Origin of the sequence: Lentzea albidocapillata, assembly GCF_000719115.1 — a bacterium.
Taxonomy (GTDB): domain Bacteria; phylum Actinomycetota; class Actinomycetes; order Mycobacteriales; family Pseudonocardiaceae; genus Lentzea; species Lentzea albidocapillata.
In genome coordinates, this window is sequence record NZ_JOEA01000002.1 from 54,577 (window position 1) to 67,277 (window position 12,701).

Annotated in this window: 11 protein-coding genes; 3 read left to right on the forward strand and 8 right to left on the reverse strand. The window is 73.2% G+C overall.

What is annotated here, in order from left to right; all coding sequences use genetic code 11:
• Positions 1 to 31: 31 nt before the first annotated feature.
• Together IG04_RS0102400 and IG04_RS0102405 are read left to right on the forward strand one after the other, a co-directional pair.
• Positions 32 to 1,183, forward strand: a complete 1,152-nt coding sequence (locus tag IG04_RS0102400) for a helix-turn-helix domain-containing protein (protein ID WP_144065114.1) — start codon at positions 32 to 34, stop codon at positions 1,181 to 1,183.
• Between the two features lie 112 nt (positions 1,184 to 1,295).
• Positions 1,296 to 1,649 carry a hypothetical protein gene (locus IG04_RS0102405; RefSeq protein ID WP_030474837.1) on the forward strand — a complete coding sequence of 118 codons (354 nt, stop codon included), beginning with the start codon at positions 1,296 to 1,298 and terminating at the stop codon, positions 1,647 to 1,649.
• Between the two features lie 77 nt (positions 1,650 to 1,726).
• Here IG04_RS0102405 and IG04_RS0102410 read toward each other — a convergent pair whose 3' ends face one another.
• The 5 genes from IG04_RS0102410 to IG04_RS0102430 form a co-directional block, all read right to left on the reverse strand.
• The gene (locus tag IG04_RS0102410) at positions 1,727 to 2,989 is read right to left on the reverse strand and encodes a glutamate synthase-related protein (RefSeq protein ID WP_030474838.1); all 1,263 of its coding nucleotides are present in this window, start codon (positions 2,987 to 2,989) and stop codon (positions 1,727 to 1,729) included.
• Positions 2,986 to 3,978, reverse strand: coding sequence for an asparagine synthetase A (locus tag IG04_RS0102415; RefSeq protein ID WP_030474839.1), 993 nt, complete (start codon positions 3,976 to 3,978; stop codon positions 2,986 to 2,988). The genes IG04_RS0102410 and IG04_RS0102415 overlap by 4 nt, the downstream gene beginning before the upstream one ends.
• Positions 3,979 to 4,009: 31 nt before the next feature.
• Positions 4,010 to 5,245, reverse strand: coding sequence for a methylaspartate mutase (locus IG04_RS0102420; protein WP_030474840.1), 1,236 nt, complete (start codon positions 5,243 to 5,245; stop codon positions 4,010 to 4,012).
• Positions 5,242 to 5,682 carry a cobalamin-dependent protein gene (locus IG04_RS0102425; protein ID WP_030474841.1) on the reverse strand — a complete coding sequence of 147 codons (441 nt, stop codon included), beginning with the start codon at positions 5,680 to 5,682 and terminating at the stop codon, positions 5,242 to 5,244. Before IG04_RS0102425 ends, IG04_RS0102420 begins: the two co-directional genes overlap by 4 nt.
• Positions 5,683 to 5,782: 100 nt before the next feature.
• Complete coding sequence (locus tag IG04_RS0102430; protein ID WP_051768719.1) at positions 5,783 to 6,148, reverse strand: nuclear transport factor 2 family protein; 366 nt, start codon at positions 6,146 to 6,148, stop codon at positions 5,783 to 5,785.
• A 143-nt stretch (positions 6,149 to 6,291) separates the two neighbouring features.
• Between IG04_RS0102430 and IG04_RS0102435 the strand changes: the two genes are divergently transcribed.
• Entirely contained in the window at positions 6,292 to 9,126 is a 2,835-nt protein-coding gene (locus tag IG04_RS0102435; protein WP_036013424.1) for an AfsR/SARP family transcriptional regulator, read from the forward strand.
• 22 nt (positions 9,127 to 9,148) lie between these two features.
• On the opposite strand, the gene IG04_RS0102440 is transcribed toward IG04_RS0102435, so the two are convergent.
• From IG04_RS0102440 to IG04_RS0102450, 3 genes are read right to left on the reverse strand one after another with little or no spacing between them, the layout of a single operon-like run.
• Entirely contained in the window at positions 9,149 to 9,916 is a 768-nt protein-coding gene (locus IG04_RS0102440) for a thioesterase II family protein (protein WP_030474844.1), read from the reverse strand.
• A 58-nt stretch (positions 9,917 to 9,974) separates the two neighbouring features.
• Positions 9,975 to 11,648 (reverse strand): non-ribosomal peptide synthetase, encoded by a 1,674-nt coding sequence (locus tag IG04_RS0102445; protein ID WP_036013425.1) that lies wholly within the window; start codon positions 11,646 to 11,648, stop codon positions 9,975 to 9,977.
• Positions 11,645 to 12,685 carry a TauD/TfdA family dioxygenase gene (locus IG04_RS0102450; protein WP_036013428.1) on the reverse strand — a complete coding sequence of 347 codons (1,041 nt, stop codon included), beginning with the start codon at positions 12,683 to 12,685 and terminating at the stop codon, positions 11,645 to 11,647. The genes IG04_RS0102445 and IG04_RS0102450 overlap by 4 nt, the downstream gene beginning before the upstream one ends.
• Positions 12,686 to 12,701: the final 16 nt, after the last annotated feature.

The following is a 12,701-nucleotide window of genomic DNA, read 5'->3' on the forward strand; positions in this document are numbered from 1 at the left end:
TGCAGACGATTGACCCGACAAAATCACCCGCGTGAAAGAGGATGCCGAGATGGCCATTCCGCCCGCCTTGGACCCCGGACTTCCGCCCTTCGCCCAGCTGTTGCGCAGACACCGCAGCCGGGTCGGGTTGACGCAGCGGGAGCTGGCCGATCTGTCGACGGTGAGCGTGCGGGCCATCCGGGATTTGGAGCAGGGGCGGGCGTTACGACCGCGGCCGGACACCGTGCGGTTGATCGCCGAAGGGTTGCGGCTGGGCAGCCGGGCGCGGCACGACCTGGAGGTGGCCGCTGACCCGGACCGGCGCGCCGAGGTCGACCCGGCCGCCGCGGTCCCGCCCACCGCGCTGGCCGCCCAGGTGGGGCGCGACCTCGAGACCGGCGGACTGGCCGCCGAGCTGGCCGACGGGTGCAGGCTCGCGACCGTCGTGGGTCTGCCCGGCGTGGGGAAGACGCGGTTCGCGGCGGCGGTGGCCGGGGTGTTGCACGCCAGGATGCCGGTGCTGTGGGCGGGGCCGGACAGCACGCCGCTGCGGGACCCGCGGCTGGCCGAGCTGGTGACGGCGTGGTCGACGGCCGTACGCACCGGAGGACGGGCGGACGACGACCTCGCCGAGGTGGTCGGCGCTCGTGCCGTGCTGGTGGTTCTCGACGGGATCGACGGGCCGGTCTGCGGGGACAGCGTGCTGCGCCTGCTCGCCGACTGCTCCGGTGTGCGGGTGCTGATCACCGCGCCCGCACCGTGCGGACTCGCCGGGGAACGGGTGTTCCTCCTCTCGGGCCTGGAGCCCGCCGACGGGGCCCGGCTGCTGCTCGCAGACCACCCCGGCGTGGCGGACCCGGTCGATGTCGATCGCCTGTGCCGTAGCCTCGACGGCCTTCCCGCGGCGCTCGCCGCCGTCGGTTCGTGGCTGTCGGTCTACCCACTGCCGGAGTTGGCCGCCACCGACCCGGTCTGCCTGCTCGACGACACCCTCCTGCGCGCCCTGGCCGGCGCCGCCGAGCCCTACCGCCGGGTCCTGGAGAGCCTCCCGCCGCGCTTCGGCCCGTCGGCCGACACCGGCCGCCTGCTGCGCGACCTCCTCCAACGCGGCCTGGTGCGGCCCGTCGAGACCGAGACCGGCCGCAGCTTCACCGTCTCCCCGCTGATCCGCTCGGTGCTGGCAGCCGCACCGCCGACGCCCTGACCCGTCCTCGGGGCGTGTCTCCGACACGCCCCCGGCCTGCCTCCGCGACTGCCGAGGACGCCGCCTTCCTCGTGGTGGACTGGTTCCGACGCCGAGTCCGGGAGCGTGACCCATGGCCCACATGACCGACAACGGTCCGATAGGCGTCGCAGCGGCATCCCCTGTGCAGGCCTTCTTCGTTCCCGCCGGCCCGGAGGTCCTCAGCGTCTGGCCGCCCACCCCGCACGCCCGCCGGGCGGCGGCGTGGGCCCTGCGGACGCTGGGGTACGACCACCTGGGCGGCCTGGTCTGCCTGATCGCCCCCTCCCCCGACGCCCGCGCGGAGTGCCTGGCGACCGCACTGGCCGTCGCCGACGCGGCGGCAGGCGGCCACCGGCCACCGGGACCGCTCCCGGACCTGGCCGTCCGCCTGCGAGCCGATCCGGTCCACCTGTGCGGCCTTCGTGCCGCCGCGGGGCTGGACTGAGCCAGGACGACACCGTCCTCTTAGGACACAAAGTGACCCGCTCCTGTCTCCGGAGCGGGTCACTTCTGCCGATGGCACTATCCCTGCGCCGCCACCAGCCCGTCGACGGGGACCGACCAGCCGGCCGGGGACCACAGGTCCTCAGTGGACAGTGCGGCCGGATGGTACTTGCCCAGTGCGCTGATGAGCAGACGCAGTTCCAGGGTCATCGCCTCGACCAGTCGGATCAGGCCCGAACCGGGGTTCTCGTCGACCGCCAGCAGGGCCGCCCGGCCGAGGCCCGTGGCGGTGGCCCCGGCGGCCAGGCACTTCACGGCGCGCAGTCCCTCCCAGACCCGGCCCGACACCAGGAGGCAGCCACGCGGGGAACCGATGCGGCGCAGGCACTCCGCCAGGGGGAGGCCGACGCCCGCCAGCGACGCCGTGGGGGCCCATCCGCTGCCACCCTCGGCCCCGTCCACGGTGACCGCGTCCGCGCCCGCCTGCCACGCCACGTCCGCCGCCGCGGCGACGTCGCGTCCCGGCGGGAGCTTCACCCACACCCGCGCCCGCGGATAGTTGTTGCGCATCAGGCGGACCTGCTGCCGGAGGATCTCCTCGGTGAACGTTCCCGGGCTGGCGCAGCGCAGCACCCGGTCCCCGGCGGGGTCGATCAGCGATTCCAGGGTGTACTGATCGGCCAGGCGGTCCGCCTGGGCGCGGCCGACGACGGTCAGGCCGCCGATCCCGGGTTTGGCGCCCTGACCGACCTTGAGCTCGAAACCCAACCGCCCTGACTCCAGCAAGGGGCGCGTCGCCGGGTCGCTGTAGACGCGGTTCCAGACCTCGGCGTCGGCGTCCTCCGTGCTCTGCTGCACCACGACGCCGCCCACCCCGTCCGGGACGTGGTCGGCGTAGGCAGAGATCCTTGCCAGCAGGGATCGTTCGCCGGTGTAGCCGTCGACAGGCACCACGTTCTCGCCGACGACCATCGGTATGCCGAGGGCACCCGCCTGGGCGGCGGCGGCACGGCCCAGGTCGGTGCCCACGGCGCGGGTCGACCCGAAGGCCGACAGGTACAGCGGCAGGCGTGCGGCGAAACCGCCGACGGTGGTCTCCAGGCCGACGTCGCCGTGCAACGGTTCGCGGGCCAGGTCGATGAGCTTCTCCAGCCGTCGCGGCATGAACACCGGCGGCACCAGGCGAGCGGCGTCGAGGGCGTCGGCGGGCTGCGGGCCCTCCGGCTCGCCCAGCAGGGCGCCGCCGTAGTCGGACAGCGGGGGGAACGCCGCCGCCGCGCCGGTGCGGGCCCGCTCCCGGACGGCTTGTTCCGGGAAGGTGTCCGCGCGCAGCGCGCTCACGGGGACACCACACCGGGGATCTTCGGGAAGGCGCTCGCCTGCCAGACCGCGTCCAGCCCGCACAGGTAGCGGACCAGCCGCTCCAGGCCGATGCCGAAGCCCGCGCTGGACGGGACGCCCTCGCGCACCATCTTCAGGTACCAGGCGTACTTGGCCGGGTTCTCGCCGGTTTCGCGCATCCTGGCGACGATGGCGGCGTACTCGTGTTCGCGTTCGCTGCCGCTGCACAACTCGCCGTAGCCCTCGGGGGCCAGAAGGTCGAAGTTGAGCAGGTGGCCGGGGGCGGCCGGGTTCTCGCGGTCGTAGAAGCCGCGGGAGCCCTTGGGGTAGTCGGTGAGGAAGAACGGCCTGCTGGCCTTGGCCGACAGGACCGCCTCCCCGATCCAGTCGATCTCGGCGTCGGGGTTCTGGGCGTGACCCGTGTCGTGCAGGTCGGCGACCGCGGCGGCGTGGGTGCGTCGCTCGAAGGCGCGGCCGGACAGCAGGTCCGCGAAGGCGTCCGGGTCGCGGCCCAGGACGTCCAGCTCGGGGACGCAGCGCTCGACGATCCGGCGCACGACGTGCACGACGAGGTTCTCGGCCACCGCCGTCGCCTCGTCGCGGGAGGCACCGGCGACCTCGACGTCGATCTGGTGGAACTCGGCGAGGTGCCTGCTGGTCGAGCTGGTCTCGAGCGGCTCCAGCCGCACGTTGGGGGCGATGCAGAAGATCCGGTCGAAGGCGGTCAGCGACGCCTGCTTGTAGAGGATCGCGCTGGTCATCAGTTTGTAGCGGTGGCCGTAGTAGTCGACGTCGACCTGCTTGGCCCCGCGCGCCCCCGGGTCGGTGACAGGGCCGATGACCGGGAGAAGCATCTCGGTGAAACCTTGCCCGCCCAGGTGTTCGCGCACGGCGTCGAGCACGCGGTGCTGGACGCGCAGCACCGCGCGGGTGGCCGGTGAGGTCAGGTGGGCGCGCGGATCCGCCGGCGCCGTGGTGGTCGTGTCCATTGTGGTCACTCCTAGGGGACGGGGGCAGGGGTCAGCCACGGTCGAAGGTGCGCTCGACGTGGGTGAGCGAGCGCAGCAGCTCGTCGGCGGTGGGATCGGCGGCGGGCACGGCGCTGCCGGCGGGCAGCGGCAGGGCGCCGGTGCGCGACCACTGCAGCCGCCCGTCGCCGTCCACGAACGCCCGCGTGCGGCCGGCGTTGTCCTGGTGCAGGCAGTAGGGCACGTCGAGGTAGCCGCGCTCGACCGCGCGGACCAGGGCGATACCGACGTCGGGCGCGAGGTCGAGCACGGCGTCCACGAGCGCGCGGGCCTCGGCGAGCACGCCGGTGTCCTCGACCACCCCGCCCGGCTCGGCGTGCGCCGCCGCGGCCCCGGCGGTCACCAGCGCGGCGACGTTCTCGGCGACGGTGGGGATGCGGTGCGCCTCCGCCGTCGTCTTGACGATCAGCCTCTCCGCCCCGGTTCGCACAGCCAGCTCCGCCGAGCGTTGCAACAGGGCGGTCGCGCCGCGCGGGGTGCGCGGGAACACGCCCATGTACGTGTAGAGCACGACATGCCAGTCCACATCGGACAGATGTTCGGCGGCAAGGGTGCGCAGTGCGGCCACGGCCTCGGCATCCTGGTCCGGGTCGGTCTGCTGGGCGTAGCTCAACGACATGCTGTCCACCCCGTGCTGGCGGAAGAACAGGCCCTCCAGCACGCTGATCGCCACCAGCAGGCTCGGCGGGCACAGCTGGCCCATCATGCAGCCGCCGAAGGACTCGAGGTGCGGCCGGGCGCCGCGCTCGCGGGCGTCGGACAGCAGCAGGCAGGACTCGGCCCACGCGCGCACCGACTCGGCGACCGGGACCCGGCTGTAGGGCAGGCAGTACGACAGCGGCCCGCCCTCCGTCGCGTCCAGACCGGCGGCCAGCAGGGCCGCGACGATCTTCTGCGGACACGCCGAGCCGTGGCGCACCTGCACCGGGAAGTCCGCTCCGTGCAGGCCGTTCAGCACGGACCGGGTCGTCTCGGGCGAATGGGCGGCGATGGGGTAGCCGTTGAGCTCGGCGCCGGTCGCCAGCGCCTGGTGCACCGCGAGGTGGTCCCCCACGCGCGTGAAGCTGTCAACGGTGATCGTTCCCGCCGCCCGCACCCCGGCCCCGCGCACCGCGGCGAGACCGGCCCGCATCCCCGCCGGGCCGGGCACGCCCATCCTGGGCTGCACAACCAGTTCGCCCGCGGCGGCGGCACGGGCGACGAAGTCGCCGAACGAGCCACCGGTCACGACCGCACCCCCGCGGCGAGCCGCTCGACGTAGCCGCGGAACGTCGCGATCGCGTCGGCGTTCTCGAACACCGCGTCGAACCCGGCGGCCAGCAACGCCTCCGCGTGGCCGCCGGTGCCGCCGACGCCGAGTTTGCCTCCGACGACGACCGGGGTGCCCGCCAGCCGTGCGCGCAACGGTCCGATGACGCGCCTGGCGTCCTGGAACCCGTGCCCGTTCACGCTGCTGAGCACGACGAGGTCCGGTGCCTCCGCCTGTCCGCACCGGGACGTCAGCAGTCCGTCGGGGACGCACGCACCCAGGTTGGTCACGCGGTGCCCCATCTCCTCCAGCACCAGCTGCAGGTACACGAGGTTCCAGGTGTGCGCGTCGGAGGCGAGGCCGGAGACCACGATGTCGAGGCGGGCTGCGGCCGGCCGGGCGGCGTCCAACTCCATGGGCGAGCTCCCTGTGTCGCGGGTGGTTCCCTGCCCAGAAACTAGAAGCCCCGCCCCGCGCCGCCAGGCAGCGGCGACGGCAGCCGTCCGGCAGTTCCCGCTATAGGGAGGGTGGATCGACGTAGTAGAACCGCCGGTTGCACAACAGCAGTCCCTCGTCCGACAGGGTCACCACGTCGGCGAACTCGGACGGGGTGCGGCACTCCGCCTCCGGAGGCGGGGTGTAGCGGCCCACGACGACCACGGTGTCCTTGCCTGCCACGACTTTGTGGATGTGGTGCCGGCCCCGCATGGCGGGGATGGTGGTCAGCAGCCGGACGGTGTGGTCGCGGCCGTGTCCCGGTGGCGCGTCGCGGCGTTTGAGCTGCATGTCCGGGTGCAGCAGCGAGGCGTACCCGTCCAGATCCCCCATGTCGAGGTACTCGTAGGAGAGGCGGACGTGGTCGAGGCCTGCGGCGGTGCTCATGGCGGTTCTCCTCACGCGATGAACGACAACGGTCCCGCCGTCGGGCAACCTGCCGATATCTCCACGCTATCGCCGGGTTGTACTTCTTCGTGACCGTCTGCTTACCTCGGGGAATCGCAGACCGGGAAGGGTGGCCGCGCGCTATGGCTCCAGGGAGGTTCCGGGTTCTCGGCCCGGTGGAGGTCGACGGTCCCGGCACCGCGGCGCGGATCCCACCCGGCAGGCAGCAGGTGATCCTCGGGCTGCTGCTCGTGGAGGCCAACCGGATGGTGAGCACCGAGACGCTGGTCGACGCCCTGTGGCAGGAGAGTCCCCCGGACACCGCCCGCACGCAGGTGCAGATCTGCGTCTCCCGGCTGCGCCGCTCCCTGGCCGGGGCGGGCATGTCCGCGGTCATCGACACCCGTCCGCCGGGCTACGAGCTGCGGCTCAACGGGGACACGCTGGACCTCGCCGACTTCCTCGCCCGCACCGCCGAGGCCCGCGTGCTGGTCAAGGAGGGCCGCACCGCCGAGGCGGCCGCACTTCTGCGGGAGGCCGCGGCGCTGTGGCGCGGGCCGTGCCTGGGCGGGGCCCCCAACCGGTCGCTGCACACCCGTGCGCTGCGGCTGGACGAGGACCGGCTCACCTGCGTCGAGGACCACCTGGAACTGGAGCTGGAACTGGGCCAGCACCACCGGCTCGTCGGGGAGGTCACGCGCCTGGTCCACGAGCACCCGTTGCGGGAGCGTCCGCGCGCCCTGCTGATGATCGCGCTGCACCGCTCCGGCAGGCAGGCCGAGGCCCTCGACGTCTACCGCGCCGGTCGTACCCAGCTGATCGAGGAGCTGGGGCTGGAGCCGGGGGAACGGTTACGTGGGCTGGAGGCGGCGATCCTGGCCGGCGAGGTCCCGGCCCAGCCCCGTGCCGACACCGTGGCGCCCGCGCCGCGGGGTTCCGACCCCACGCGACCGGCGCGGCCACGGCAGCTGCCCGCCGACACCGCCGACTTCGTCGGCGACGAGGAGATGTTGCGCGGCGCGGAGTCCGTGCTCGTCGGGGCCGCCGCGCGCACGGCCGTGGGGGTTGTGGTGATCACGGGGCGTCCCGGCGTCGGCAAGAGCACGGTGGCCGCCCACCTCGCGCACCGGGTGGCGCACGAGCACTTCCCCGACGGGCAGCTCTACTGCGACCTGCACGGCACCGACCAACCGTCTGTTGTGGACGATGTGCTCGGCCGTTTCCTGCTGGCCCTGGGGATCCCCGGGCCCGTGATCCCCGACGGCCTCGACGCCCGGCTGGAGATGTACCGGACGCTGCTGGCCGACCGGCGGGTGCTGGTCGTGCTGGACGACGCGGCCACCGAGGGGCAGGTCCTGCCATTGCTGCCGGGCAGCAGCACGTGTGCGGTGGTGGTGACCAGCCGGTCGCGGCTGACCGGTCTTCCCGGTGCCCGCCAGGTCGAGCTGGACGTCCTCGACGCCGGACAGTCGCTGCGGCTGCTCGGCCTGGTCGTCGGGGAACACCGGGTGGCCCGCGAGCCCGAGGCCGCCGCGGCACTGGTGCGCACCGTCGGCGGACTGCCGCTGGCGTTGCGGATCATCGCCGCCCGGCTGGCCGCTCGTCCACATTGGACGCTCGCGTCGATGGTGCTCCGGCTCGCGAGCGAGCGGCACCGGCTCGACGAGCTCGCCCACGGCGAGCTGACCATCCGCGCCAGCCTCGGGCTGACCCACGACGGCCTCGACCGCCGGTCCCGGTTGTTGTTCGGGCTGCTGAGCCTGACCGACGGGCCCGTCGTCCCCGGCTGGGTCGCGGGCGCGGTCCTCGACGACGACCGGCCGTTCCCGTCGGACCTGCTCGAACCACTGGTCGACGTGCAGGTGCTCGACGTGGTCTCGGTCGAGCCGACAGGCGAGTTCCGCTACCGCTACCAGGACATCCTGCGCCTGTTCGCCAGGGAGAAGGCGGAGCAGGAGATCCCCGCCGCCGACCGTGCCGCCGCGGTGTCCCGTCTGCTCGGCGGGTGGCTCGCACTGGCCGAGCAGGCGCACCGGAGCGTCTACGGCGGTGACTACACCGTTCTGCACGGAACCGCGCCGCGCTGGCGGCCCCCGGCCGGCCCCGGTGACCCCTTGGAGTGGATGGACGGCGAGCTGGAGAACCTGTGCGCGGCCATCCACCAGGCGGCCGCCGCCGGTCTGGACGAGCTGTGCTGGGACCTGGCGGTCACCTCGGTCACCCTGTTCGAGTCGCGCGGCTACCTCGACGACTGGGAGCGGACCCACGCCGAGGCCCTGGCCGCCGTCCGCGCGGCAGGCAACACCCGCGGCACCGCGGCGGTCCTGAGTTCGCTGGGCACCCTCCACATCAACCGCGGCCGCCTCGACTCCTCCCGAGGCGCCCTGCTCCCGGCCGCGGAGCTGTTCGAGGAGCTGGGCGACGTCCACGGCCTGGCCCTGTGCCACCGCGACCTGGCACTGATCGCCCGCAACACCGGCGACGACACCACCGCCCTGAGCCTGTACGACCGCTCCCTCTCCGGCTTCACCGAGGTCGACGACATCGTGGGCCGCGCGATCGTCCTCACCCAGCGTGCCCTCATCCTGGCCACGAACGGCGAGATGGCCCAGGCCCGCACCGATCTCGCCGAGGCGATGGCGGTCCACGAGTCCGTCGGCTACACCGGAGGCGCCGCCCGCACGCTCAACCGAATCGGCCAGGTCCAGGCCATGGCGGGCGAACACACCGCCGCCACCACGACCATGCGCCGCGTCCTGGACATGGTGCGCGACACCCGCGACGTCATCGGCGAAGGCCAGCTCCTGCGCAACCTGGGCCAGGTGAGCGCCGCCGCCGGTCGTTACGCCGAAGCCCGCACCTATCTCGAGCAGGCGCTCTCCATTCGGGAACGGATACTGGACCGCACCGCCGCGACCACGATCCGCGCCGAACTGGCGGCCCTGCCCGGACAGGAGGCCCTGGTCCCGACCGGCTGACCGTCGGTGCGGGTTGGCCGGATCACGAGACCCCGGCGGGGACGGACTCCAACGCCGGGATGAACCGGGGCAGCGACCGCCACACCTCCTCGGTGTAGAAGTGCCCGCCCGGCAACTCCACGTGCCGGTACTCGCCGCCCGCCAGCGCCCGCCACTGCGCCGCCGTGTCCGCGACGATCACGTCGTCGCCGGCCCCCGTCAGCACCTGCAGCGGCACACCGACCCTGGTCCCGTCCGTGTAGGCGAACGTGTCCCGGACGCGGATGTCGGCCCGCATCAGCTCCAGCGCCATCTCCCGCAGCTCCTCGTTGCCGAGGACGTAGTCCGCGAGCAGCCCGTTGACCGTCATCCACGACAGCAGGCCCGCGTCGGTGTCGCTCTGCGCGGGGAACATGTCGCGCGGCGTCAGTCCCCGGCTCGGCGCGTTGGCCGACGACACCACCAGGGCGTCCGGGGTGCGCCCGCCGGCCCGCTCGATCCTGGCGGCCACGTCGAACGCCATCCACCCGCCCATGCTGTGTCCGAAGAGGACGTACGGCCGGGTCGCCGCCGCGAGCACGGCCTCGGTGGCGTCGGCCGCCAGCGCCTGCCAGTCCTCGGCGTGGTCCTCCAGGAACCGCCCGTCGCGCCCCGGGTAGCAGATCGCGGCGAGTTCCACGTCGGCCGGCAGGACGTCGGCCCAGGGCAGGTACGGTCCCGCGCCGCCGCCGCAGAACCCGAGGCACACCAGCGACCGCGCGGCCTCCGGCTTGCGGCGGGGGCGGACCACCACGTTGTCGATGTTGTCCACTGTTCCTCCTGGTGGTGTGGCCCGGAACGTCGCCGGGGGCATTCGCGGTCAGACGGCCCTAGACGCGCAGGGACTCGACGTGCCGGGCGAGGTCGGTCAGCCGGGGGTGGCGGTAGACGTCGCGGGCGGACATCTTGAGGCCGAAGGTCTTCTTCACCTTCGACACCACCCGCAGCGCGACCAGGGAGTGGCCGCCGAGGGCGAAGAAGTCGTCGTCAGCGGACACCGAGTCGCGGCCGAGGACCTCGGCCCACACCTGGGCGATGAACCGCTCGAACTCGCCCTCCGGGGCGGTGCCCGCGGTGACGGGCGGCGCGGGCAGGGCGGCGGTGTCGAGCTTGCCGCCCGGAGTGAGCGGCAGCGCGGCGACCTCGACGAACGCGGCCGGGACCATGACCTCCGGCAGGGATGCCGCGGCGTGCTCGCGCAGACTCTCCACGCCCGCCAGGCCCGAGGGCACGTAGTAGGCGACGGGCTGGCCCGCCAGGTCGTCACGGACGACCACGGCAGCGGCGGCGACAGCGGGGGAAGACCGCACGACGGTCTCGATCTCGCCCAGCTCCACCCGGTGGCCGCGGATCTTCACCTGGCGGTCGGCGCGGCCGTGGAACTCGAGCAGGCCGTCCGCGGTGCGGCGCACCAGGTCACCGGTGCGGTACATGCGCGCACCCGGCTCGCCCGAGGGGTCCGGCAGGAAACGGGCACCGGTCAGGCCGGAGCGGCCGAGGTAGCCGTGGGAGACACGAGGGCCGGCGATGTACAGCTCGCCGATCTCGCCGTCGGGGACCTCGCGCAGTGAGGAGTCGAGCACCAGGAGCCTGTTGCCGGGCAACGGTTCGCCGATGCCCGGGTGATCGCCCTCGACCACGGCGACCGTCGCGTCGACGGTGCACTCGGTCGGGCCGTAGAGGTTGAACGCCTCCACGGTCCCGGCGCCGGCCAGTTCCCGCCACACCGGCACGCTGATCGGCTCACCGCCGATGAACAGGCGCAGCCGCCTGCCGTCGGAGCGTGCGGGCAGCAGGTGCTCCCGCAGCATCTCCCAGTGCGTGGGCGTCATGTCCACATCGGACACACCACACTCGTCCAGCCACGCGGTCAGCTTGGCGGGCTCGGTGCGGTGCGCGTCCTCCAGGACCACGATCGTGTCGCCGCGGCAGACCCTGGCCCACTGCTGCACGGACGCGTCGAAGGACACACTGGCGTTCCACGCCACGACCCGAGGCTCGGCCGCGTACACGGCCATCTGCTCCAGACCGTCCACAAGGGACGCAACGCCGCCGCGGGTGGCCTGTACCCCCTTGGGCAGGCCGGTGGAGCCGGAGGTGTAGATCACGTAGGCGGCGTCGCCGGCCGACACGGCGACGTCGGTGTGTGCGGCGGCATCGCGAGTGCCGGCCAGATCCTCCGGCGCCACGGTCGTGCGCACGGCGGCGTCGGTGGCCATGTGGGCCAGGCGGTCGGCGGGGTAGGCCGGATCGAGCGGCACGTACGCCGCCCCGGCCCGCCACACCGCGAGCAGCGAGACAAGGAGTCCGCTGCCGCGCGGCACACTCACGCCCACGCGGTCGCCACGGCGCACCCCGCGGGCGGCGAGCACGGCGGCCAGCGCGGCCGTACGGGCTTCCAGTTCGGCGAACGTCAGCGCGCCCGCGGTGTCGCGCACGGCGATCCGCTCGGGCGCGGTCCGCACGACGTCGTGGAAGCGGGACAACAGGTCCCGGCCCGTCATCGATCCTCTCCGCTCACCGGGGTCGCCGACGGGGCGACGGTGGGGGCGCAGTCCAGTACGGAGACCGGCTCGCCCATGGCGACGACGATCTTGCGGTCGCCGCGGAAGGGGTCCCGGCCGTGCGTGGACAGGATGTTGTCGACGAGGAGCAGGCCGCCGCGCTCCCAGCGACGGCGGGTGGTGGCAGCGTCGTAGGCGGCCTGGATGGTGGCGAGCTCCTCGCGGCTGAGCGCGGTGCCGTCACCGAAGGCGGTGTTGAACGGCAGGTCCTCGGCGCCGAGCTCGTCGACCAGCGCGTCACGCAGCTCCTCGTCCAGCGCCCACTCGTTCCAGAACGCCATGTGGTTGAACCACACCTCGGCACCGGTCACCGGGTGCGTGATGATCCCGGGGCGGAGCTGGGTGGTACGCAGGTGGCCGTCGGACTGCCACTGGCAGGAGACCAGGTTCTCCGCGCCATAGGCCTCCACCTCGTCCTTTGTGGACGCGGCGAACGCGGTCTGCCACGACGTGGAGATGTGCTCGGAGTAGCTGCGGTTGAGCAGCCAGCCGACCGAACGCATCTTGGCCACCAGCTCCGCCGGCAGCGACGCGAGCACCTTGCGGCAGTCGGCCACCGGGGTCGCGCCGCCCTCCGGCGGGGCGATCAGGCAGGCGAACATGAGCAGACCGGGGAAGGTCAGGGTGTAGCTGTTCTCGTTGTGCATGTGGATCGGCTGCGCGGCGGGCAGGTCGGTGGAGGAGAACACACCGTTGCCGAAGTCGCTGCGCGGGGTGGCCTTCTCCCGATACGGGGTGCGCTCGGGCATGAGCGTGTCGCGCACCAGACCGAAGTCGTCGACGTCGTGCACGGGCAGGCCGCGCACGTACACCGCGGCGTGCTCGTGCAGCAGACCACGCAGGGCGTCGGCGTTGGCCCGCAACCACTCCGCGGCCTGCTCGATCGAGTGCACGTCCTCGGCGTCGACGGTGGCAGGCGCGCCGGGCTCGATCGTGCACGGCAACGGCGTCGTTCCTGACAAAGCAGTGGGGCTCATCGCACTTTCCTCTCTG